Source organism: Parapedobacter sp., from assembly GCF_035556095.1.
GTDB lineage: Bacteria > Bacteroidota > Bacteroidia > Sphingobacteriales > Sphingobacteriaceae > Parapedobacter.
Window position 1 is genome coordinate 1 of record NZ_DATMFT010000011.1, and the last position, 23,187, is coordinate 23,187.

20 protein-coding genes are annotated in these 23,187 nt (G+C 52.0%); 11 read left to right on the top strand and 9 right to left on the bottom strand.

Features of this window, described 5'->3' with window-relative positions:
* The 8 genes from VNQ80_RS04820 to VNQ80_RS04855 form a co-directional block, all read right to left on the bottom strand.
* Window positions 1–5,705, bottom strand: a 5,705-nt coding sequence (locus tag VNQ80_RS04820; RefSeq protein WP_325636321.1) for a DUF4347 domain-containing protein, incomplete at its 3' end; no start/stop codon positions are given.
* A 16-nt stretch (window positions 5,706–5,721) separates the two neighbouring features.
* Window positions 5,722–6,555: a sulfotransferase gene (locus VNQ80_RS04825; RefSeq protein ID WP_325636322.1), complete on the bottom strand. Its 834-nt coding sequence runs from the start codon at window positions 6,553–6,555 to the stop codon at window positions 5,722–5,724.
* Window positions 6,552–7,115 carry an adenylyl-sulfate kinase gene (locus tag VNQ80_RS04830; protein ID WP_325636323.1) on the bottom strand — a complete coding sequence of 188 codons (564 nt, stop codon included), beginning with the start codon at window positions 7,113–7,115 and terminating at the stop codon, window positions 6,552–6,554. Before VNQ80_RS04830 ends, VNQ80_RS04825 begins: the two co-directional genes overlap by 4 nt.
* Window positions 7,116–7,498: 383 nt before the next feature.
* Window positions 7,499–8,236: a hypothetical protein gene (locus tag VNQ80_RS04835; protein WP_325636324.1), complete on the bottom strand. Its 738-nt coding sequence runs from the start codon at window positions 8,234–8,236 to the stop codon at window positions 7,499–7,501.
* 384 nt (window positions 8,237–8,620) lie between these two features.
* Window positions 8,621–9,100, bottom strand: a complete 480-nt coding sequence (locus tag VNQ80_RS04840; protein WP_325636325.1) for a hypothetical protein — start codon at window positions 9,098–9,100, stop codon at window positions 8,621–8,623.
* Window positions 9,101–9,154: 54 nt separating this feature from the next.
* Window positions 9,155–10,756, bottom strand: coding sequence for a hypothetical protein (locus tag VNQ80_RS04845; RefSeq protein ID WP_325636326.1), 1,602 nt, complete (start codon window positions 10,754–10,756; stop codon window positions 9,155–9,157).
* Between the two features lie 7 nt (window positions 10,757–10,763).
* Entirely contained in the window at window positions 10,764–11,714 is a 951-nt protein-coding gene (locus VNQ80_RS04850) for a FecR domain-containing protein (protein ID WP_325636327.1), read from the bottom strand.
* Window positions 11,707–12,285 (bottom strand): RNA polymerase sigma-70 factor, encoded by a 579-nt coding sequence (locus VNQ80_RS04855; protein ID WP_325636328.1) that lies wholly within the window; start codon window positions 12,283–12,285, stop codon window positions 11,707–11,709. The genes VNQ80_RS04850 and VNQ80_RS04855 overlap by 8 nt, the downstream gene beginning before the upstream one ends.
* A 113-nt stretch (window positions 12,286–12,398) precedes the next feature.
* On the opposite strand from VNQ80_RS04855, the gene VNQ80_RS04860 reads away from it, so the two are divergent.
* A complete protein-coding gene (locus VNQ80_RS04860) occupies window positions 12,399–13,253 on the top strand; it encodes a transglutaminase-like domain-containing protein (RefSeq protein ID WP_325636329.1) in 855 nt (284 codons plus the stop codon).
* 14 nt (window positions 13,254–13,267) lie between these two features.
* On the opposite strand, the gene VNQ80_RS04865 is transcribed toward VNQ80_RS04860, so the two are convergent.
* The gene (locus tag VNQ80_RS04865; RefSeq protein WP_325636330.1) at window positions 13,268–14,347 is read right to left on the bottom strand and encodes a hypothetical protein; all 1,080 of its coding nucleotides are present in this window, start codon (window positions 14,345–14,347) and stop codon (window positions 13,268–13,270) included.
* Between the two features lie 144 nt (window positions 14,348–14,491).
* Between VNQ80_RS04865 and VNQ80_RS04870 the strand changes: the two genes are divergently transcribed.
* The 10 genes from VNQ80_RS04870 to VNQ80_RS04915 all read left to right on the top strand — a co-directional run bounded on the left by VNQ80_RS04870 (window position 14,492) and on the right by VNQ80_RS04915 (window position 23,184).
* The gene (locus VNQ80_RS04870) at window positions 14,492–15,145 is read left to right on the top strand and encodes an epoxyqueuosine reductase QueH (protein WP_325636331.1); all 654 of its coding nucleotides are present in this window, start codon (window positions 14,492–14,494) and stop codon (window positions 15,143–15,145) included.
* Between the two features lie 116 nt (window positions 15,146–15,261).
* Window positions 15,262–15,798, top strand: coding sequence for a DUF177 domain-containing protein (locus tag VNQ80_RS04875; RefSeq protein ID WP_325636332.1), 537 nt, complete (start codon window positions 15,262–15,264; stop codon window positions 15,796–15,798).
* A gap of 91 nt (window positions 15,799–15,889) precedes the next feature.
* Window positions 15,890–16,081, top strand: coding sequence for a 50S ribosomal protein L32 (gene rpmF, locus VNQ80_RS04880; protein ID WP_325636333.1), 192 nt, complete (start codon window positions 15,890–15,892; stop codon window positions 16,079–16,081).
* A 103-nt stretch (window positions 16,082–16,184) separates the two neighbouring features.
* On the top strand, window positions 16,185–17,123 hold the full coding sequence (gene plsX / locus VNQ80_RS04885; RefSeq protein WP_325636334.1) for a phosphate acyltransferase PlsX: 939 nt from the start codon (window positions 16,185–16,187) through the stop codon (window positions 17,121–17,123).
* A gap of 8 nt (window positions 17,124–17,131) precedes the next feature.
* Window positions 17,132–18,127 (top strand): beta-ketoacyl-ACP synthase III, encoded by a 996-nt coding sequence (locus tag VNQ80_RS04890; RefSeq protein ID WP_325636335.1) that lies wholly within the window; start codon window positions 17,132–17,134, stop codon window positions 18,125–18,127.
* Between the two features lie 116 nt (window positions 18,128–18,243).
* Complete coding sequence (gene accB / locus VNQ80_RS04895) at window positions 18,244–18,723, top strand: acetyl-CoA carboxylase biotin carboxyl carrier protein (protein WP_325636336.1); 480 nt, start codon at window positions 18,244–18,246, stop codon at window positions 18,721–18,723.
* Window positions 18,724–18,802: 79 nt separating this feature from the next.
* Window positions 18,803–20,143, top strand: coding sequence for an acetyl-CoA carboxylase biotin carboxylase subunit (gene accC / locus VNQ80_RS04900; protein ID WP_325636337.1), 1,341 nt, complete (start codon window positions 18,803–18,805; stop codon window positions 20,141–20,143).
* 73 nt (window positions 20,144–20,216) lie between these two features.
* Entirely contained in the window at window positions 20,217–21,122 is a 906-nt protein-coding gene (gene tatC, locus VNQ80_RS04905) for a twin-arginine translocase subunit TatC (RefSeq protein ID WP_325636338.1), read from the top strand.
* A gap of 2 nt (window positions 21,123–21,124) precedes the next feature.
* Window positions 21,125–21,565, top strand: coding sequence for a ribose 5-phosphate isomerase B (gene rpiB / locus VNQ80_RS04910; protein WP_325636339.1), 441 nt, complete (start codon window positions 21,125–21,127; stop codon window positions 21,563–21,565).
* 47 nt (window positions 21,566–21,612) lie between these two features.
* Complete coding sequence (locus VNQ80_RS04915; protein WP_325636340.1) at window positions 21,613–23,184, top strand: M28 family peptidase; 1,572 nt, start codon at window positions 21,613–21,615, stop codon at window positions 23,182–23,184.
* Window positions 23,185–23,187 lie beyond the last annotated feature (3 nt).

A 23,187-nucleotide genomic window follows, 5' to 3' on the forward strand; every position in this document is an offset into this window, starting at 1 on the left:
TTGCCCTCGTTGAACGTAACGACCACATCATCCCTGTAGAACGCCCCATCTTCCACACCCGTGATCTCCGGTAACGTTCTGTCAATCGTAAACATCACCGTATCCGCGTTGCCAGCGGCATCCGTGACCACCAGTGTATACTCATCCTCATCGGTAACCACCGTACCTGGAGTGAATGCCTCGCCGTTGAGCGTCGCCGTGCCTTCGTTGAATGCCGGGGTCACGTCCGTATTATAGGACGCGCCGTCATCTACGCCCGTGATTTCAGGAACGGTCTTGTCAATAGTAAAGGCCACCACCGTCATATTACCCGCAGCGTCCGTAACCACCAGCTTGTAACCACCTTCAGCGGTAATCGGTGTACCCGAAACATAGGGATTGCCGTTCAGCAACGCGGTGCCTTCATCGAAAGTGGGCGTTACATCTTCGTTGTAGTATTCACCGCTCACAACGCCTATAACCTCAGGGACGGTCTTGTCGATGGTAAAGGCCACAACCGTCATGTTGCCCACTGCACCCGTAACCACCAGCTTGTAACCGCCTTCGGCCGTAATCGGCGTACCCGAAACATAGGGATTGCCGTTCAGCAGCGCGGTGCCTTCATCGAAAGTGGGCGTTACATCCTCCTTATAGTATTCACCGCTCTCAACGCCTTCCACCTCAGGAACCACCCGATCAAGTATCGCAGCATCCGTCACCGCACTGGCACTGTTTCCCGCAGCATCCATCACCATCACCGATAGCGTCAGCGTACCGTCCGAAAGGCCGCTCACGTCAATGCCGCTTATCGGATCGGTGGTTGTCGCAATCGTACCGTTACCCGTCACCGGCGTGCCGCCGCCGCTGCTCGCAATCGTATAACTATAGCCTGTACCCACTTCCGCGTCTCTGAAAGAGAAGCCGATCGAAGCAGCTTCGGTGGCATTGATGGCATCGTCGTCAAAGCCTACGCTATGGCCGTCGGGGGCAGTGGCATCGATTACAACCGTCACCGCATCGGAATATACGCTGGTATTGCCCGCAGCATCGGTAGCGTTGATCTGTAGCTCATGTGTACCCTCGGCGAGTGCCAATACGTCAAAACTCCAGCTGCCATCGGCGTTGGCCGTACCGCCCGTCAATCCGCCATCCAGTGCGGAGCGCGCGTGGAGCGCCGTGTTGGCCTCCACCGAGCCGACGGCGCCCTGTAGGGTGAGATCAGTAAGGTTTGTGATGTTATCCGTATTGCTTTCACCGCTGTCCGAGGCCGGCGCCAGATCCGGTACGGCCGGCTTTGCCGGGGCCGTAATATCTATAACAACAATCCGTTCGGCTGATGCTTCTCCCGGATTGCCCGCCGCATCCGTGGCTATGGCCGTAAGCGTGTGCGTGTCCTCAGTGAGCACGTCGCTGGTGATTGTCCAGTTGCCATCTGTGGCAACAGCCTGCCCTAACTCGGTGACACCATCTGTATCGTACAATCTCACGGTTGAACCCACTTCCGCTGTTCCTGTAAATCTTGGGGCTACCACATTCGTGATATGGTCCGAACCCGATGTGCCGGTATCATCGTCTGCGTATAACAGCGGCCGCGATGGCGCCGCCGGGGCAACTCCGTCGATCACGATACCGTGCTGACCAGCGATCGAGTTGGATCCGCCCACTGCAGGCAACGTCAATACCGCATCATCAGCGGCCGTATTCCGAATGGTCGCGCCATTCAATGCCAGTGCAGCCGTGGATGCATAATCCAGGTCGGCACTATGGTCGCCCGCCTCAACGGTGTAGGTAAAAGCCAGTGTATTGGAACCAGAGCCAGAATCGTAAACTGCCTCCCGGTCCGTATCGCCTGTTTCCAACAAAAGTGCCGGTGATCCACCCGATTCATCCACCGTGACGGTCTGGTCGAAGGTCACAATGAGGATAACCTCATCGCCGATTTTATAGGTCCCGTCCGGGCTAAGCGAACCCGTCGTATTCACTGTCGGGCTGATGGAGTTCACGGTGATGCTGATTTCGTCCGTATCGGTCCGTGTTCCGCCCGCGCCCGAAAGGCCGTTGTCGTCCGAGATGATCTGTAGGCTGGCCGGGCCGTTGTAGCCACCTGTCGGGGCGAACTCCAGTCCCGCAAGCGCCAGGTTGATGTCTGCGATGGTACCCTCGAAGGCCATCGTCCCGTCATCTGTTCCGTCGCCTGCAGAGAACGTCAGTCCCGTGGTACCCGATAATGTCAGCAGGCCATTGGCGGCGGTCAGCGTGACCTGTATGATGCCTCCCCCGGCATCAACATCGGCTACCGAAATGGCATTGCTGTTGGCCGCACTGAATACCAGTACCCCGCCCTGGTCGACCGTCTGGCCGCCAGGAACCGTATTCACCGGCGCATCGTTCACTGCAGCAACCTGCAACGTGGTCGTTGCAGCATCCTCCTTGGCCCCACCCGTTCCGGTGTTACCGCCATCATTGATGGTTACTGTAAGCGTTACATCGTCCGTCTCGTTCAGCACAGTGGCGTATGCCACGCTGCCCGAAGCTATAAAAGCATTGATGTTTGCGATTGTTCCGCTCAATGTCAGGGCACTGCTGGTACCCCCAACGGTAACACTGCCGCTGCTGGCCGCTGCCAGTGAGCCGCTCGGGACAGTTAATGTCGCGGTAACACTCCCGCTACCCGCATCCACATCGCTGAAGCTGATGCCCGTAAGCGCCGATGGCACGTCCTCATCCACATCAATGGTAGCGGGCACGGTTATCACAGGCGCATCATTCACCGCAGTAACCGTGACACTGATGGTACTATCAGCAGGACCCGTATTTGCGGCATCGCGGATGCGGGTCGTTATCGTAAAGTTCTGGTCGTTGTCGGCTGATGGCGTGAAGGCCACCGCTGCCAGTGCCGCGTTCACGTCGGCCACCGAACCGGTAACCGTCCATAGGCCCGTGGGAGCATCGTATGTTGACGTAGCCGAGCCATAGGTACCCGTGCTCAGCGTACCCGCCGCCGGGTTGCTCAAGGTCAGCGCCGCGGTGATCGTCTCGCCCATATCTCGGTCGGTCACCACGATGTCATCCAATGCCACCGCGCCACCGCCTTCCGTAACAGCTTTCGACTGCGTCATGCTGGTCGCCTCCGGCGCATCGTTTACCGGTGTCACCGTCACACTGATTGTTCCATCAGCAGGCCCTGTACCCGCCGCATCTTCGATATGCGTAGTGATGGTAAAATTCTGGTCGTTGTCGGCTGATGGTGTAAAAGCCACCGCTGCCAGTGCCGCGTTCACGTCGGCCACCGAGCCGCTTACCGTCCATACGCCCGTACCCGCGTTGAAGGTCGAAGTAGCCGAACCGAATGTACCCGTGCTCAGCGATCCAGCCGCTGCGTTGCTCAATGTGAGCATTGCAGTAACCATCTCACCAGCATCCACATCCGTCACCACGATATCATCCAATGCCACAGCGCTACCGCCTTCGGTAGCGGCTTTCGACTGCGTCAGGTTAGTTGCCGTGGGCGCACCGTTTACTGCCGTATAAGCCGAGGCGGCGGTTTGCGTGCCGCCGTTGCCGTCGCTGGCCGTCACCACCACCCGCAGGTATTTATGTGCATCGCTGGTGGTCAGCGTGTAGCTGGCACCGGTGGCACCGGCGATCAGCGCCAGGTTAGTGCCGCTGTTGTCATCCGCACGGTACCACTGGTATGTGTACGTCCGGCCGTCTCCGTCGGCATCCGTCCAGCTGCCGTTCGTCGTGCTGAGCGTATTGCCAACGGTAGCGGTGCCACTGACACTCGGCGCCACGCTGTTCACCGGCGCTGAGTTGGTTACCGCCGTGTACGCGGAGGTCGCTGTCTGGGTACCGCCACGGCCGTCATTGGCCGTCACCACCACCCGCAGGTATTTATGTGCATCACTGGTGGTCAGCGTGTAGCTGGCGCTGGTAGCCCCGGCAATCAGCGCCAGGTTGGTGCCGCTGTTGTCATCCGCGCGGTACCACTGGTAACTGTACGTGCGGCCGTCACCGTCCGCGTCCGTCCAGCTGCCGTTCGTCGTAGATAGCGTATTGCCAACGGTGGCGGTGCCACTGACACTCGGCGCCACATTGTTGACCGGTGCCGAGTTGGTTACCCCGGTATAAGCCGAAGCGGCGGTTTGCGTGCCGCCGTTGCCGTCGTTGGCCGTCACCTCCACGCGCAGGTATTTATGTGCATCGCTGGTGGTCAGCGTGTAGCTGGCACCGGTGGCACCGGCGATCAGCGCCAGGTTGGTACCGCTGTTGTCATCCGCACGGTACCACTGGTAGCTGTAAATGAGGTCATCGTCGTCGTCATCTGTCCAAGTGCCTGAGCTGCCGGAAAGCGCATTGCCCACGGTAGCCCCTCCTGCGATAGTTGGGAGAACCGTGTTTACCGGGGCGGCATTAGCGGGTGCTGCCGGGCCAATATCTTCAAACGTTATTTTTCTAATGCCGAACTGAAAGCCAGCGCCGGATGGACCGTTCGTCTCAAAGGGTCCCCAAGAGTTATTGGTAATAGTTAATGAGGTTGCTCCAGGAGGAAGGGAACCAAGATCAAATGTCTGTGTGCTATAACCAACCTGATGATTGTGAAGAATATTGGTACTGATGCTGCCACCATTATCCGTTGTAATGGTAGCCAAATCCCCTTGATATGCATAAATTTCTATAGAGACTGGTTTAAATACGCTACCATCGGTAAAACTAAGGGTTACGCTTTTTTCTGAACGGCCTACGGTTATGCCATATCCAGGGTTGTCAGATAAAAACCCAGTACTATTATATTCCCCGTCAATTTTAAGCGTTTTTCCACCTTGACTGACTTGAGCATCAAAATTTGGTGCAGTTGGATCATTTACGCCGTTCGTCCTGAAGCGCCGATCGGAAGCTCCTAGCTCCACGACGGACCAACTTGACGGTTCAAACGTCACCGTTTGCAACACCTCCGTAAAATCCTTCATCGCCACGGAATTGGCCAATGGCTTCGTCTCGATATCTCCTTTCTGGATTTCCAATTCCCAATCACCATCGAAAGCCACATTCCCCGTCAGGTTATCCGAAGCAGCCACATCCACATGGGTGTTACCTTTGATGATCTCCAGAAATTCTTCCCCTGCTTCTCCTTTGGCCAGCTCGCAGCCATACAACATAAAGTCGCCACCTACTTTGACGGCTCCGTTTACCACCTCCACAAACCCGGGATGGCCTCTGAGCACACGGCCATTTACCGATGTATTACCCAACAACAGTTCGCCCGCTTGGGCATGTGAGAAGAGGTGTACGGCATTCAGGTGTTGGTATTGTGCCAATGTTTGCAACAGGAATTCCAAACCGTCCACACCCTGCGGTATTTCCACCAACTCCACGCCCGGCTTCACTAATCTGCTAAACTGCCGATAGTCCCTGATGTTCCGATCGACAATCAGCAGCTCGCGGACGGAAGCTGTACGGATAGCGAGATCCGCCCCCTCCGAAATCGGCTGTACCGATACGGCCCCCGGATGCACCTTACTATAGTTAAACGCGCTTTTTGATACCCCAGCCAACGCTGGGTCAACGAGGTAGGTTTTATTATTGCCCGAGCCGTATGCACCCCGCCGGCCGCTATAATACGCCGAAGCGGCTGCACTAAGCGAAAGCGGACTGGCCACCATGGCCAGTTGCATCAAGGCTGTACTGAATTTTTTGCTTTTCATCGTAAGGTTGGTCAAACTCATCGTCGTAAGTTTATTTTTATCCGGTTGTTTGTTGTAGGTTATTTTCTTTCGGTGCAATGACATGCGCGTCGCTTCCTGCCGTATCCTTCCAGAACGCCATTTCGCTGTATTTTTGGAATAAGTCCGGCGGCAGGATGGACCGCCGCTGCTTGAATTCGACTTTGCGGCCTACCGTATGCAGGCCTTTCACACCCAATGTATAATCAAATTCGTCGTGCGAATAGTCGATGTTGTCGAAGTCGTGCCGATACGGTTCCACCCCCGTAAACTCATAAATCAGTTTCAAGGTCTTTTCGGGAAAACGGGCCAATAGCTCGTAATCCACCAACAGTAGCCGATCCGCATACTCCCCGTAAAACGCTTCTTTGAGTGCGGTGAGTGCGATGCCCACCACACCGTTCAGCAGGCTCTCGCAACGGGTATATACGGTTGCCCGGTTGCCCGGGGAAAACATCCGACTGTAATCGAACGGGTTTTTCCGGTAGATTTTTTCGAAGCTGTCCATAATCCATGCGGGGTCGCGCACGAGGCAAACGATCTTAAAATCGTCAAACAACTCGACCAACTGGTGCATGCGGGCCGTCCACAGGCGGTTGGTATCGAAAATGATTTCTTTGGGATTATCCTGGTAATAGGCGTCAAACAACGCAGAGCAAATCGCCTTTCTTTTCTGCTCGTCGAAAAACGAGTAAAACTCGCTGCCGGCGCCGATCTGTTCGAGGCAACCGTTGATCAAGGAAGCCACCGGGCTGCTCATTGCGGCGTGCACATCGGGATTCTGGGTGAGTATACCCGACAACAGCGTTGATCCCGACCGCGGCAAGCCCGATATAAAGTGTAGCTGTTTCATGTTGGTAGCGTTTCGGTAAGTTCTCTAATCGCCAAGGTATCGTCCAGCACCGACATCAGGTAGGTGACCAATTTAGTCGCTGAATTTTCGAGCGTGTCCGTTCCGGTATCGATGACCAGATCGGCATCGATGGGCTCTTCGTACGGGTCGCTTACGCCGGTGAGGTTCGTTAACCGATCGGGGTGGCCCTCCGGCAGTGATGCCCGCGCGTAAAGTCCCTTCGTATCCCTTTCCCGAAGTACATCCAATGCGCATTTAAGCCACACTAAATGGGCGCCACATATTTCCCTGAAATAAGAACGGCCCGCTTGATAAGGGTTAATGACAGCAAGTAAAACGATGTCGGCATCGGTTTCATTGGCCAGGCACGCCAGTCGCCGAAGGTGTTCGAGCCGGTCTGCTTTACTGAATCCCAGATCGGCAGAAAGCGTTTTCCGAAGCTCATCACCGTCCAGCACCGCGACGTTGTAACCCCGCACTGCCAGCCAATCGCCTGCTAGGACAGCCAATGTTGTTTTACCAACGCCCGAAAGCCCGGTAAACTGCACGATATTCTTCATCGTATCAGGCTACAAGCGCCGGAAAATCTAAATAGCTGCCGCACCCAAATGGATAAGCGAATGCAAAAGAAGTGGTGATACCAAATTGGAGTATTGTAGAATTCATAGGCGGTAGTGCTCTCTTTTCGTTCTTTTCAGTATTGGCAAATTTGTTGAATCACCATCTCCATCAACCTCTTCTTTCATTGCTTAAACCCATCTTCCCCGAGGACTTTGTTTAAGTGACTTTCCAGCTACAATTATGGCTATTTTTTTTTATAGTTCTGATTTTTTCTAAAAAAAAATCCGACGGCACAATTCACAAACATTTTGTTGCCCCAATGAAACCAGTAAAGTGGCAATACGTTAAGAAAACCCCTGATATGGCGAATCGTCAGCCGATATTACACCACAAAAGCGCCTACAATAGCGGAGGGATGCAAGTCTTTATTGTTCAGCAGATGGAAACGGGACCCCATGTTGTACATGAATTCCAGGGAAAGCCCCACGATGATGACGGTACCCGCAGGTTCGGACACATCGAAATGCCAATGGTGCTCCGGCACGTCCTTTTCCCTCGTGCGTAACGAAATGATGTGTTCCTTGCTGCCGATTGCCTTCGATGTGCCTTTTTCAAAATCAAAAGCAGATGCCCTGAGTTGGATACGGCAATGCGTCATGTCGCCAGACCACCGCAAATCGTCCTCCGAATGAAAAGCCGGAATACGGATATCCAATCCCTTTGCGGGTGAGCATTCGACTTCGACATCCACAAACAGGTAGTCCTGCAAATGGGATTTGGCATTGAACTGAAAATCGACCAACCGGTGCAATTTCCCTGCAGCGAGCTTCATGGCTCCCGCCTGCTGGCCCCGGTTGGCCCGCATGGACCGCAGCACCTGTGCATTCAGCCTATTGATCATTCCACTATCCTGTTTATCCAGGATCAGCGCCCAAAGCTTATGCCGGATCAGCCGCGCGCAACGACTGGCTGTGCCGAAATCTATCCCCGCGGCCTTCGTGGCTTCGGTTTGTTTTATCCCGAATTTTGGATGCCCTTGCAACACATTCAAATTGCCGACCCTCCGGCTGATCACGGAGCCGACCATTCCGCGGATATAACCGTCTTCTATCTTTCCCATTATCCTGTTTTATTGATGAAAAATAGGGCTAAAGTAGTAATATAATATATTGTATATCAAATATTTGTTTATTTTTACGATTGTCAAAAATAGGCTTCGGTGCGCGATGTAAATTTCGAAATGCGTTGTCGAAGCGTCATTATGAAAATGGAAAACCGGTAATGACACTGGTTCGACACTTGTTCACCAGTGGTTTGTCACTTGTTTGCCAACGGTTCGACAGTGGTTCGCTATGCCTGCACCCTGTGAGCACGGTGAGTCCACGTCGAGTCCACGTTTTATGTGATACTACGTGCTTTTAGCGCGGACACACCGCGGTTGAACCGTCTTCACGTAGCGAAGCAGTCTCGGACGAGTGTCGAACCGGCCTCAACCAGCCCCCTTTCAAAATCTGATCTTAAAATCCTCCTTGCATTGCCCTGAATGGAAAAACACCAATCCCACCCAAAACAAATCGATGGTGACCGTTACATTAGGTTTGGCTTTTATGGAACGCCATAACGCTTTTGCATTGTCGTGGCGATGGAAACCCGACAATACCAATACACTCCTGGGATGGAGCCGCGGCCACAGTGCTTCGATTTGAGCAGCCAACTTTTCATGACCCCCACCGTCAATTATCACGAAATCGAGCGAGGAGGGGAGGTGCTGACCACCACTTAGCTTATATACCGTATGGGGTTGGAACCGATCGATGAGCCGGGTGGTCAACCGTTCGACCTTGTCACTTGGCTCCCCCGGTCGGCGGTCAGCATAAACCACCTCATCCACCAATTGGTAAACGAACGGTGAATGGGTGCCATGCCTGGAATTTGCCGACAAGAAATGCACCAACCACTCGAAATAAAAGCGTAAGCGACCCATGCCAGCAAAAATAGCATAAACTGCCGATTGCCGCACGTTGCTTTTTATATGTACTTACCAACCGTACAAAAGACCGCCATATAAGCCAGCCTTCAGTGTTTTGGCGTGCCCGCGTTCGCCATCCCTATGACGGTAGGTTAACGCCGGACCCGCCACTATGCCCCAACCGCGACCGATACGGAGCCGGGGTAGTAGCCGTGCGGCGAACTGCGACGTACTGCTGTTTTTCTTGAAGTCAGTGCGAATCACGTTAACAAACTCTGCATCTAACCCAAACATCCCCGCTGTTACCAGATGTCCCCCTAACCCCGTTTCCAAACCATACCGCAGTATGCTGCCATCAAAACCATAACCGGCGCCCAGCAGTCCATACAGCGCCCGTCCCCCCGAGCGGAATGTCAACAGCGCCATGCCGGCCTCTCCGAACCCTACTCCCATGTTTCGGCTGCCGTTTTTTACCAGATTGACTAATCCGATGGGATAATCGCTACTATCGGCGATATTGACCAGTCCGGCCAACTGGACACCCCGTACCCGGCCGGCAACATTGGCGATACCGGCCATTTGGAATCCCCATACATCCGCGGCGGCATTGAACACGCCCGATAACTGAGCACCACCTACATCAGCGGCACGGTTGCTCACCCCGGCCACTTGCATACCCAAGACCTCCCTAACCACCATGTTGGATGCCCCGGCCACCTGTACACCCCGCACGCTGCCGCCCACTAAATTGAATAAACCGGCGGTTTGAAAGTAACGGGCATCCTGCTGGTTGACATTGAATACCCCACCCACTTCAACACCGTTCACACCGGCCGTGTGTCCACCGATGATGTTCAATGAAACCTGGTTTACCACTTGGCTATTGAATAACCCTTGTGAGCTTATCCTCGGTGTGAGGGATAGCTGATAGGCATTATATGCGAAGAATCCATCAAGGTTAATCCGTTGGATCCGTTGTTTCGAATTGGTGAAAAATCGTCCCAGTGCCGTTTCATCCAACCCCTGGCCGTCATTTTCTGGAAAGAACCAATAACGTCGCGCTGCCGTTTTCGAACCGACGTCTACGGGCAGCAACAGGGCTACGGTGGTATCCCGGTAATTTTCTTTGCTAACCGTAAGCCATATCGTCTCGTTGGGCCGCCGAAACGATAGTTTAAAGCTCCCGGTTGGCCCCGAGAGCGTGGAGACAAGCACGTTGCGTTCATAGATGCTGGCTTGGCTAATCACCGTACCGTCGTTGGCATCCCTCACCTGCCCTTCCACCACCAGCGGCCTGCCGCGCCGTTGCTCCACGCGTACCGTGAGATCGATCAGCCGGGGAGCATAGCGGATGATGACGTATCCGGGGCTTTCTTTGAATACATAATCCGGACCGAGCAATTGTTCGAGAAAGCCGAGCAATGCCCCTCGGTAATGGGGCATGCTTACCTGTCTGCCTGTTTTCACCACTTCGCTATTGTACGAAAAATAGAATCCCTGGCGCCTGCTGATCGAATCCAGCAAATCGCCCACGGATTCGACAACCGCACCGTTTACGGTGATTTCGCGTGTCAAATACGATTGGGCTACGCAATTAGTCCCCTTTAGCAGCATCCCCGCAACGATCAGGCCATTGAGAAAGACGATATAAGCAAAACGGCTAAACTGCATGCGCTCGCTACTTGAAAACGACCTGATCACCTTGCCGTGTAGCGGTTATACCCAAGGTTTCTGTGATGACAAGGAGCGTCTCGTCCAGTGCACCCCGATGCAGGGTGGTCGTCATTGGCAAGTTGCGGATAGCATCGTTGTCTATGATGATTTCCACATGATACGCATCTTCCAGCATTTCAGCAATACGCCATAGCGGCGTATGGTCGAGCACGCCAATCACCGTACGCTCTTCAAAGCGTCGGGTAGCGGTATTGATGGTCACCTGCTGGCGGGCTTCCAACTCCACGGCCTTATCGAGACCCGCAACCTTCACCTTTCCCGATTCGACGATAACCGTCGTTTCGTCGCCATTTCGCATTACATGGAACGAGGTGCCCAGTACGGTAACGGTCACATCCCCGGACTGGATGACAAAAGGTTTTTCCCGATCGGGTGCCACCTCAAAAAATACCGACCCGTTATGGAGTTCTACCGCCCGCTTCTGCTGAAACATCCCTTGGGAAAAATGCAACGACGCATACTTGCTTAATGTGATGACCGACCCATCCGCCAACGTATCCGTGCTTACCGCGTCGGTTGTTTCGTGTACCGCTCCTAAGAGCCGGTTACCGGTGCGGTCTACGCTCATGAGGTAATAACCGACAAGGGCAGCCATCAATCCCATGACGAGCATCGCAGCAACCCGTATCCAGCCCATCTTGCTGTCAATCGGCTTTCTTGCGGGTACCCCCGATGCGGCACCCGCGCCTTCCCTACGCTGTACAAAACGCTCCCACGCCTCGTGCTCGTCAACGTCGCTTTCGACAGCAAGCGACTGGCTGGCATCCCACAACAGTTGGATATGGGAATAATAGCGCCCATTATCAGGATGTGCAGCAATCCAATGGCGCACCGTCCTGGCTTCCTCTTCGCTGACCTCGTTCAGCAAGTATTTAGTCAACAATACATCATCCATAACAGCATAGATTAGGTAGTAAAATAATCAGCAGCGGCAGGAAGTCTGCCAAGCGCATCCTTAGTAGCTTCAGGGCCTTCCCCATGTGGGCTTCCACGGTTTTCACCGAAATATCCAGCCGGTCGGCGATCTCTTGGTATCGTAATTCTTCGAAGCGGCTCAGTTGGAATACGGTGCGGCACTTCTCGGGCAACCGCTGCAACGCGGCATGCAGCTGACGCCGCAACTCACCGTCGCCAACGACTTCGTCAGCTTGCCTCTGCCTGTGTTCCACCATCGCTTCCTCCATGTATTTACGTTGCACTTTCTTGTGTTTCAGATAGTTCAAACTTTCGTTATACACCGACTTGTAAAGGTATGCCCGGAGGGAGGTGTGGATCGACATCCGGTCGCGGTTTTCCCAAAGTTTCAAAAATACCGTTTGAACGATCTCCTCAGCCATCAACTCGTCTTGGAGCACGGTATGCGCGTAGGCATGCAATGCCTTGAAATTACTTTTAAATGCCTCCTCGAAGGCTACCTCGGGACCGGAATGTGCCACTGTTTCGCTTTTGGCCAAAGTTACTTCCATTTAGATACATTGACAACTTCATAACGATCTACCCTTACAACACATATAAAAATCGTGTCATATTCAATACAATGTATTGCATATCATAGCTATTATCCCTAAGTTTGTCATAGATGAACGAGAAAGAAATAGATTCGTTGATTAAATTGTTGGATGACCCGGATGCCGAGGTGTTCCAACATGTCGAGCAGAAGCTCATCATGATGGGGCCGGAAGTAATCGGCCGGTTAGAGATGGTTTGGGGCCAATCGTTCGACGTGATGCTGCAAACCCGCATCGAGAACCTCATCCATAAGATACAGTTTGAAGATGTATTGCAAGAGCTGGAACTCTGGAAACTGAGCGGTTCTTTCGATCTGCTCCAGGGGTTGATTATCGTCAACAAATACCAGTACCCCGATGTCGATGAGCAGAAAATCATCAACCAAATCGAAGCCATCAAACGCGATGCTTGGTTGGATATGATTTACAGCATGAGTGCGGTCGAGAAAGTGCGTCTACTCAACAACATCCTATACAATGTTCACGGCTTTTCGGGCAATACGAGCAATTACCACGACCCGCAGAACTCATATGTGGGACAGGTACTGGAAACCCACAAAGGTAACCCCATCTTACTGGCCTGTATATATAGTATCGTGGCCCAGAAGCTCGACATTCCGATATATGGTGTCAATTTGCCGAAGCATTTCATATTAGCCTACACGGAAGACCACACACCTGTGGAAAACAAGGATGGCATTTTGTTCTACATCAATGCGTTCAATAGGGGGCAAATATTCGGACGGCATGATGTGGTCGCGTTCCTTAAGCAACTCAATCTCGCCCCCAACGACGATTTTGTATTGCCATGCAGCAACGTCGATATCATCACGCGGGTACTACGTAACCTGACGACTTCTTATTCGCAAGCTGGCAATGCGGCCAAGACCGACGAAATCAACCGGATGCTGGATTTACTAGATTAGGCTGTCGGTTACTTCTACTCCACATTGCCCCGCACGTCAAAATAAATTCCAAATGGGCGGCGTTCATTTTCAGGCACGTCTAATTTAACCACCCCCTCTGGGGCCGCATTTCCACTGGCCGATAGCGGAAACCTCGAAATGGTATGCGCGTCGCGGTCGGCAACAAAGACGGTGCGCCTGCTGGCACCACCCCTGGGGTCTATGGCAACGTCTACCGGCCCGGTCAAGCCGGTTAATGTGCCACTGATGGTACGGGTGGGTGATACGGTAGCGGATGGATTGGCAAGATGCGCCTTGATCCCTTCAATAATGTACACTTTTCCGTTGGCGACGCGATTAGTGCCCTCCACGGTACCGTAGTCTGCCGCGACCAACAGATCCAACGAATCGACGAATGCAATCCCCCGGATAGCGGTCGCACCTTCGATACGGACGGTGGAAAGCGCTTGGAAATTAGGTGCCAACGAGTCAACTTGGGAAAGGTTCCCATAGAGTGAAACACCGCCGTTGTCTCCCGAATTAGACACCAGCAAACTATCGTTCCATAGCAACACACTCCAGGGACTTATTTCCGGGCCTAATCGTAATACCCGATCCGGTCGGGTAAATCCGTTACGGTTCATCGGTTGATAGAAGCCGTAAATCGTGGCGGGAGAGGCTAAGCTTGCCACGTACAGCAGCTGTGTGGGATGGTGGTACGCAATGCCGCGCATCTGCCGCAACAAAGCGTTTCCGATACTTCCCGAATTACCCAAATTACCGAGGTTGCCTACGGTCATTATCCGGATGGTCGTATCGCTATAACCCGCTTGGAATAGCCGGCTTACAAAAGGGCTAAAGTGGATACCCGCGCCGCCAACCGCTTCGGAATCGTGATTCAACGCCATGTACATTTCCGAAGTATCCGCAGGGTCTATGAGTACGACGTTGTCGATATCATCTTTCGAAGCATTCGTCTGATAATCCTCAATCGAGACATACAACCGAGCAATCGGCCGTTTTGGATATTCCGGCTCATCATCGTTGCGCATGCACCCACTGAGGGCCAGCAATGCACCAAATGCTATCAATGAAAAACCAAACGATTTCTTCATCCAACGGAGTTTTGTGCAAACTTAGATAAAGTTGTATATAAAAGCAACTTTATCGGTTTCCCCTCTGCCACTGAGCGACAATTGCTATAGCGGAAATGTAAAGAAAATTCACTAATTTTGCCGTTTCACTAACGTTGTTGCGATATGGATAACACGGGGTTCAAACGCGAAAAACTAGCATTGCCCGATGGCAATAACAAACTATTGCTGCATTCGTGCTGCGCACCCTGCTCGGGCGAGGTGATGGAAGCGTTGATTGCGTCCGACATCGATTTTACAATCTACTTTTACAACCCCAACATCCATCCACGCAAGGAGTACGACCTGCGCAAAGATGAAAACATCCGCTTTGCAGAGCAGCATGGGATTCCCTTTGTGGACGCCGACTACGACGTAGACAATTGGTTTGCCCGTGCGAAAGGCATGGAACACGAGCCGGAGCGCGGCATCCGCTGTACGATGTGCTTCGATATGCGTTTTGAGCGCACCGCGTTGTACGCCCATGAAAACGGATTCCCGGTCATCACCAGTTCGCTGGGCATTTCGCGCTGGAAGAACTTTGAGCAGATTAACGATTGCGGCGAGCGTGCGGCGGGCCATTATCCAGGCATCACGTATTGGACATTCAATTGGCGCAAGAAGGGAGGATCGTCGCGCATGCTTGACATCAGCAAGCGGGAGCAATTTTACATGCAGGAATATTGTGGTTGCGCTTACTCCCTGCGTGACACGAACCACTGGCGACTGGAGAATGGCCGCGAACGCATTGAGATCGGAAAGAATTACTACGGTGAATAAGCATGGGTTCTGATTGAATCGTCCGACCGATCTGTGGCCGGAGCGTTCCGGTTACCGACAAAAAACTTTCATATCTTATAATTTATATTTACCTTTGCGGGCTCAATTGTGAGGTGGTGAATTATTTGAAGCAATACCGGATTCCCTTCACGGGGCTGAGCTTGGGCACGCACGACTTTGAGTTTGATATTGACAAGGCGTTCTTTGATTGCTATGATTATTCCATCGTAAAGGATGGCAAACTGAAAGCTCATGTAAACCTGCTTAAACAGGAGACCATGATGATTTTGAAGTTCCACATCACGGGTTCAGTAATGCTCACGTGCGATGTGTGTTTGTCGCCTTTCCCGGCAAAGACCGATATCGAAGAAAGGCTGATTGTCAAATTCACGGATGAAGGCGCTGCTGAAAACTCGGAAGAAATCATCGTACTGGCTAAACATGAGCATGAGCTGGACGTGGCGGGGCTACTGTATGAATACATCAACGTGGCGATACCGCACTATATCAAGTGCAGCGAGCAGGGCGACAATATCACCTGCGATGAGACGGTGCTGGCGAAGTTGAACGACCTGACACCAATACAGGAGCAAAAGGAAGAAAAGCAACCGGATCCCCGTTGGGATGCACTTAAGAAGATCAAGTATAATTGACAGCTGATAGTTGACAATTCGGCGGATCGACGATATGATAAAGAGGAATTAACGAATAACAATAAGCAAATAACTATAAGAATAATACGAGATGGCACATCCAAAACGTAAGGTCTCCAAATCACGGAGAGACAAAAGAAGGACACATTATAAAGCAGAACGCCCCACCTTGGTAACGTGCAAGGAAACAGGTGCTGTACACTTGCCACACCGTGCGTATTTGGTAGATGGCAACCTTTATTACAACGGTAAACTGATTGTCGAGAACACTGCTTCCGCCTAAATTGATCTTTCAAAAAAATCGAACATCCCATAACGCGTAACTGATTTTTTATGCGTTACTTTGGGGTGTTTTTGCGTCTTATCGGATTCAGCGACACTAACGAATGAAGATTGGTTTAGATATATTGGGTGGCGACTTTGCCCCGGAAGCAACCGTACAAGGTGCTATTTTAGCAGCCAAACAGCTTTCGGAAGCGGAAAAGATCGTACTCATCGGCGACCAAGATATCGCTAAGCAACGCATCGAACAAGCAGGGGGAAATCCTGCTTTTTTTGAATATGTACACGCCCCCGACCGGATCGGCATGGGCGAACACCCGACTAAAGCCATTGCCCAAAAGCCCGATTCTAGCATCAGCCGCGGGTTTCAACTACTCAAGGAGGGCGCAATTGATTCTTTTGCTTCGGCAGGGAATACCGGCGCCATGCTGGTTGGAGCGGTATTGAGTGTAAAAACTGTGCCCGGCGTCATCCGTCCAGCTATAGCCACCAATGTACCGAAAATCAAAAGTGGCTTCGGCATCCTCCTCGACGTAGGCGCTAATGCCGACTGCAAACCGGAAATGCTCCCCCAGTTTGGACTGTTGGGCAGCCTTTTTTCCGAACACGTGTACGGCATCGAAAAGCCCACGGTCGGCTTGGTCAACATCGGCGAAGAAGCCGAAAAAGGCAATGCGCTCACGCTGGCAGCCTACCCCCTACTAACGGAAAACAAACACATCAATTTTGTCGGCAACGTGGAAGGCCGCGAGCTCTTTGACGAAAAGGCCGATGTGATGGTGTGCGATGGTTTTGTAGGCAATATCGTGCTCAAACTTGCAGAGTCATTTTATGTTCTCACGCGGAAGAAAGGATTCAAAGATGCGTTTTTCGACCGATTCAATTACGAGCAATACGGCGGCAGCCCCATCCTGGGGGTCAATGCGCCCGTTATCATCGGGCATGGCATTTCTAGTCCAGAAGCCATAAAAAACATGGTCCTATTGTCTAAAAACATGATTGACTCCGACATCATCGAACGAATAAAACGGGCTTTCAATTAATTTGCTATATGTCAAAAATTCATGCTGCCGTAACGGCTGTACACGGGTACGTACCTGATTATATCCTTACCAACCAGGAACTCGAAACGATGGTCGACACGAACGATGAGTGGATCACCACTCGTACGGGCATCAAGGAACGGCGTATCCTGAAAGGCGAAGGCAAGGCGACCTCCGACATGGCTGTACCTGCAGTGAATGGCTTACTGGAAAAGCGGGGTATCGGTGCAGACGAGATTGACCTGATTATCTTTTGCACGGTTACGCCAGACATGCCGTTCCCGGCCACGGCTAACATCCTGGCCGATAAAGTCGGTGCGGTAAATGCTTGGGGGTTTGATTTGCAAGCCGCTTGCTCGGGTTTTATCTACGGTTTAACCACCGGCGCGCAGTTTATCGAAGCGGGCACACACAAAAAAGTGCTGGTGGTAGGCGGCGACAAAATGTCGTCCATTATCAACTATAAGGATCGTGCCACCTGCATCATTTTTGGTGATGGTTGTGGCGCGGTACTGCTCGAACCGAATGAAGAAGGACTTGGCGTGATGGACGCCATCCTTAAGAGCGACGGTTCAGGTTGCCCTTACCTCAACATCAAAGCCGGTGGATCACTAATGCCCGCCTCACACGCTACGGTAGACGCTGACCTGCATTATGCGTACCAAGAAGGCCGTACCGTGTTCAAATTTGCGGTGACTAGCATGGCAGATGTGGCCGCGGAAATCATGGACCGCAACAACCTTACAGCCGATGATGTCGCATGGCTCGTTCCCCATCAAGCCAATAAGCGCATTATCGACGCCACGGCAGACCGCATGGGGCTTAACGACGAGAAGGTGATGGTCAATATCGAACGCTATGGAAATACCACCGCTGGCACCATCCCGCTCTGCTTGTGGGAATGGGAAAGCCGACTGAAAAAAGGCGATAACCTCATACTTGCGGCGTTTGGAGGGGGATTCACATGGGGCTCCGTGTTCTTAAAATGGGCGTATGGTGATTGAGGAACAATAAATACCGATTTTATTTGTTATATAATAGATTAGCTAATATTTTTGATTCTTTATTAGGGCACCTTTAGAAATAACAGTATGAAGGCGTCCATTAAACCTACAAAACAATGAGCATGGATATCAAACAGATTCAAGACCTGATTAAGTTTGTGGCGAAGTCAGGGGTGAACGAGGTAGCTATTGAAGAGGAAGATTTCAAGATCACCATAAAGACAAACCAGGCACCTACTTACGTTACCGCAACTGTACCAACCGCAGCACCGGCGCCATTACCAGCGGCTGCTTCGGCGGCTCCCGCACCCGAAGCCCCCAAGGCCGAAGTACCCAAAGCGGAAGATACATCGAACTACGTGACCATCAAGTCGCCGATGATCGGCACATTCTATCGATCACCATCGCCAGACAAACCGGTATTTGTGAATGTCGGTGATGAGGTTAGCACTGGCAAGGTGGTCTGTATCGTAGAAGCCATGAAGCTTTTCAACGAGATCGAATCGGAGGTGTCGGGCAAAATTGTTAAGATACTGGTCGACGACGCACAGCCGGTGGAGTACGACCAGCCGTTGTTCTTGGTTGAACCGAAATAGTGCTATTTCACTATATCCGTTCCATACACTGCATTTTGCACACTAACGACCACACACTACCGAAGATAGTTAGACATTCATGTTCAAAAAAATACTAATAGCAAACCGAGGAGAAATTGCGTTGCGCATCATCCGCACCTGCCGTGAAATGGGCATCAAAAGCGTAGCGGTGTATTCCACTGCCGACCGCGACAGCCTACATGTACGTTTTGCCGATGAGGCCGTATGCATAGGCCCTCCCCCAAGCAAAGATTCGTACCTGAATATACCCAATATCATTTCAGCTGCGGAGCTCACCAACGCGGACGCGATACATCCTGGCTACGGTTTTTTATCTGAAAACGCCCGTTTTTCGTCCATCTGCAACCAATATGGCATCAAGTTCATCGGTGCCACGGCAGAGCAAATCGAGCAGATGGGTGACAAGGCTTCCGCTAAGGAGACCATGAAGAATGCCGGGGTACCTACAATCCCCGGCTCGGATGGGCTCGTAAACGACGTAAAAGAAGGAATAGCTATTGCCAATGAAATTGGCTATCCGGTCATCCTCAAGGCCACAGCCGGCGGCGGCGGGCGGGGAATGCGCATCGTCTGGAAGGATGAAGAGTTTGAACCAGCTTGGGATTCGGCGCGTCAAGAGGCGGGAGCTGCTTTCGGCAACGACGGCATCTATCTCGAGAAATTCGTGGAAGATCCCCGGCACATCGAAATTCAGGTGGTGGGCGACCAATTCGGCACTGTTTGCCACCTTTCCGAGCGCGATTGCTCCATCCAACGGCGCCACCAGAAGCTCATCGAGGAGGCACCCTCTCCTTTTATCACCCCCGAGCTACGCCACGCTATGGGCGATGCGGCCATCAAGGGTGCCAAGGCGGTCAACTACGAGGGAGCGGGTACCATCGAGTTCCTCGTGGATAAACACCGCAATTTCTATTTCATGGAAATGAATACCCGCATCCAGGTGGAACACCCCGTTACCGAAGAGGTAATCAATTTCGACCTCATCAAGGAACAGATCAAGGTGGCTGCGGGTATCCCCATTTCGGGCAACAGCTACGAGCCCACCATGCATGCCATCGAGTGCCGTATCAATGCCGAAGATCCATTTCACGGCTTCAGGCCCTCGCCCGGTAAAATTACCAATTTCCACTCGCCCGGCGGCCACGGCGTACGGGTGGATACGCACGCCTACTCGGGCTACGTCATTCCACCCAATTACGATTCCATGATTGCCAAACTTATCTGTGTGGCCCAGACCCGCGAGGAGGCGATCTCAACCATGGAGCGGGCACTAAGCGAATTTATCATCGAAGGAATCAAAACAACCATTCCATTGCATTTGCGCCTGATGCGCGACCCGAATTTCAGGGCAGGCAACTTCACGACCAAGTTTATGGATACCTTTGATTTGAGTGAATAAATAAATGTAACAACATCCCTTTAAAATACCATTCTTATCAAATAGAATGGTATTTTTGCTTTATTATAACAACATGAGCAAATTATCCGGTAAAAAACTCGTAGAGACCCTCAAAAATAAAGGCAAAACCCTCGAAGCCGAGATGTCATTCTTCGACCACTTGGAGGTGCTACGCTGGCACCTTATCCGGTCGGCTATCGCAGTGATTGTTTTCATGGTCGTCGCTTTTTCATTTTACGATTTTATTTTTGACGACGTCATCATGGGGCCAAAAGACGCAAACTTCTGGACCTATCGTGTGATGTGCCGGATTGCGGACTGGCTCAATACGCCGGATTTTTGCGTTACCGAAGTGCCGGGCACCATCATAAACACCCAAATGGCGGGGCAGTTTATCCTTCAGATCAACTCCTCATTGATCATTGCGGTGATGTTGGGCTTCCCCTACCTCTTGTACGAGGTATGGCTTTTCATCAAACCCGCGCTAACCGATATCGAACGGAAATCCGCCAGCGGCTTCGTGTTTTACGCGAGTCTCCTCTTCGTTTTGGGTGTGCTGTTCGGCTACTTCGTCGTGGTACCACTGGCGATGAACTTCTTGGCCAATTACTCCATCAGCGGCGACATTGCAAACACCATCACCGTACAGAACTACCTTTCGTTCGTAGCCACGCTCACGCTGGGGTGCGGTATCATTTTCGAGCTACCGATCGTTATTTTCATCCTTTCGAAACTGGGCATCATGACCCCCCAGTTCATGCGGAAGTCGCGTCAATACGCCGTTGTGGTTATCCTGATTATCGCTGCAATTATCACACCAACCCCCGATATCATCACGATGCTCACCGTTAGCTTCCCCATGTTTATACTCTATGAATTGAGTATCGTCGTTGCGTCACGGGTGCACAAGAAACGGATGAAAGCTGATGCCGATTTTTACAACAAGGAAAAACAAGGAGAAGAAAAACAACAGGATTAACTATGACGACACCACACACGATTGCCATCGGCGGTGATCATGCCGGCTTTACCTATAAGGCCGAGTTGCTAAACGTTTTAAAGGATGCAGGCTATACGGTAAAAGATTTTGGCACCCATACCACCGATTCAGTAGATTATCCGGATTTCGCGCATCCCGTGGCTGAGGCGATAGAACGTGGCGAATTTGACCGGGGCATATTGATATGCGGCAGTGCCAATGGTGTAGCCATAACAGCTAATAAGCATCAAAACATCCGTGCCGCAATTTGCTGGCAGGAGGAATTGGCCGTCCTCGCCCGGCAACATAACGACGCTAATATTGTGTGTATTCCGGCCCGCTTCATCGAAGTGGACCTCGCAAAAGACATCATCGACAAATTCCTCACCACCGATTTCGAAGGCGGCAGGCATGCCAACCGCGTGAATAAAATGTCGTGTTGAGTCGTAAGTCAAGTGTCTGTTGTCTAGAGTCTCAAAATAAAAGCACCATGAAGCATTTATTATCATTACTCCTCATTCCGGCCTTTTGCGGATGCATTATGGCCCAAGATCCGGTTCAGCTGAAATATGCGGCTGAAATCACGCCCGAAACAGCTAAAGCACACCTCTCCACGCTTGCTTCGGCCGAATTCGAAGGCCGCGGGACCGGCGAACCGGGAGGAGAGAAAGCCGCGGAATACATCGCAGATGAGTTTAAGCGACTTGGGTTAGCTGGGCCGGTAGACGGTTCATATTTCCAGCCGGTTAAACTGGTACGTACAAAATTTGATGTCAATGAATTCACCATCGATGGCAAATCATTTGCCAACGGTCAAGATTTCTATTTCGTAGGAGGCGGCCCCGAGACCACTGTCAATGCCAAAGAAATCGTCTTCATTGGCTACGGCATTAGCGACGCGAAGTATGACGATTTGAACGGAGTCGATATCAGCGGCAAAGTTGTATTGGTGATTAGTGATGGTGAACCCAAAGATGCCCAGGGAAATTCCCTCATCACAGGCACCACCAAAGAATCAGAATGGGCAACTTCCCGTACCAAACGCCTCCAAAACATCACTTCGAGAAATCCGAAACTCATTATCGCTATCTCTAACTCGGTGGAAGAAACGCTTGAGCAATTCGGGAACCGCCTCACCCAACCCCGTATTGCGTTGGATGAAGGCACAACCAATAGTGCTGCTTCCGACCGGGCACCCGTGGCCAACATTAGCCCGGAAATGGCCGATCTGATCCTGGCACGATCCAACACCTCCGTCAGTGAACTGACCAAGCGTATCGATGAGACCCAAAAAAGCCAGAGCAAGACCTATAAGGCTCGAATAAAGACAACATTTGGGTCGGTCACCGAGCCGTTTACATCCGATAACGTACTGGGATACCTCGAAGGCACAGACCTCAAAAATGAGCTGCTGGTGCTTACTGCGCACTACGACCATGAGGGCAACCAGAACGGCACGATATACTTCGGCGCAGACGACAACGGGTCGGGCACCACGGGCATATTGGAACTTGCCCGCGCCTTTGCCAAAGCAAAGGCCGAAGGTCACGGCCCACGGCGGAGTATCCTCTTCATGGCCGTCACGGCCGAAGAAAAAGGGCTATTGGGATCCAACTACTACTCGCGCCATCCGGTATTCCCGTTGGAAAATACGGTCGTTAACCTCAACACCGATATGATCGGCCGCATCGACGACGAGCATCTCCGTGGCAACCATAACTACGTGCACGCCATCGGGTCGGATAAATTGAGCTCCGAACTGAAGGTCATCAACGAAAATGCCAATGCCGAGTATACGCACATGGAGCTGGATTATATGTACGACGATCCGAAAGATCCCATGCGTATCTACTACCGTTCAGACCAGTATAACTTTGCTAAACATGGCATCCCGGTGATTTTTTACTTCAGCGGCTTGCATCCCGACTACCATACTCCGGCAGACACGGTAGATAAAATCAACTTCGAGATGCTTGCAAAGCGGGTCCGACTGGTCTTCCATACCGCATGGGAAATCGCTAACCGCGACAAACGACTCGTTGTAGATTCCAACAAAGAATAATTT

What these genes read in the sequence shown, in the direction of transcription:
- VNQ80_RS04825 (WP_325636322.1), bottom strand. Translation starts at nt 6,555, where the DNA reads ATGAAACAGCTACACTTTATATCGGGCTTGCCGCGGTCGGGATCAACG.
- VNQ80_RS04830 (WP_325636323.1), bottom strand. Translation starts at nt 7,115, where the DNA reads ATGAAGAATATCGTGCAGTTTACCGGGCTTTCGGGCGTTGGTAAAACA.
- VNQ80_RS04835 (WP_325636324.1), bottom strand. Translation starts at nt 8,236, where the DNA reads ATGGGAAAGATAGAAGACGGTTATATCCGCGGAATGGTCGGCTCCGTG.
- VNQ80_RS04840 (WP_325636325.1), bottom strand. Translation starts at nt 9,100, where the DNA reads ATGGGTCGCTTACGCTTTTATTTCGAGTGGTTGGTGCATTTCTTGTCG.
- VNQ80_RS04845 (WP_325636326.1), bottom strand. Translation starts at nt 10,756, where the DNA reads ATGCAGTTTAGCCGTTTTGCTTATATCGTCTTTCTCAATGGCCTGATC.
- VNQ80_RS04850 (WP_325636327.1), bottom strand. Translation starts at nt 11,714, where the DNA reads ATGGATGATGTATTGTTGACTAAATACTTGCTGAACGAGGTCAGCGAA.
- VNQ80_RS04855 (WP_325636328.1), bottom strand. Translation starts at nt 12,285, where the DNA reads ATGGAAGTAACTTTGGCCAAAAGCGAAACAGTGGCACATTCCGGTCCC.
- VNQ80_RS04860 (WP_325636329.1), top strand. Translation starts at nt 12,399, where the DNA reads ATGAACGAGAAAGAAATAGATTCGTTGATTAAATTGTTGGATGACCCG.
- VNQ80_RS04865 (WP_325636330.1), bottom strand. Translation starts at nt 14,347, where the DNA reads ATGAAGAAATCGTTTGGTTTTTCATTGATAGCATTTGGTGCATTGCTG.
- VNQ80_RS04870 (WP_325636331.1), top strand. Translation starts at nt 14,492, where the DNA reads ATGGATAACACGGGGTTCAAACGCGAAAAACTAGCATTGCCCGATGGC.
- rpmF (WP_325636333.1), top strand. Translation starts at nt 15,890, where the DNA reads ATGGCACATCCAAAACGTAAGGTCTCCAAATCACGGAGAGACAAAAGA.
- plsX (WP_325636334.1), top strand. Translation starts at nt 16,185, where the DNA reads ATGAAGATTGGTTTAGATATATTGGGTGGCGACTTTGCCCCGGAAGCA.
- VNQ80_RS04890 (WP_325636335.1), top strand. Translation starts at nt 17,132, where the DNA reads ATGTCAAAAATTCATGCTGCCGTAACGGCTGTACACGGGTACGTACCT.
- accB (WP_325636336.1), top strand. Translation starts at nt 18,244, where the DNA reads ATGAGCATGGATATCAAACAGATTCAAGACCTGATTAAGTTTGTGGCG.
- accC (WP_325636337.1), top strand. Translation starts at nt 18,803, where the DNA reads ATGTTCAAAAAAATACTAATAGCAAACCGAGGAGAAATTGCGTTGCGC.
- tatC (WP_325636338.1), top strand. Translation starts at nt 20,217, where the DNA reads ATGAGCAAATTATCCGGTAAAAAACTCGTAGAGACCCTCAAAAATAAA.
- rpiB (WP_325636339.1), top strand. Translation starts at nt 21,125, where the DNA reads ATGACGACACCACACACGATTGCCATCGGCGGTGATCATGCCGGCTTT.
- VNQ80_RS04915 (WP_325636340.1), top strand. Translation starts at nt 21,613, where the DNA reads ATGAAGCATTTATTATCATTACTCCTCATTCCGGCCTTTTGCGGATGC.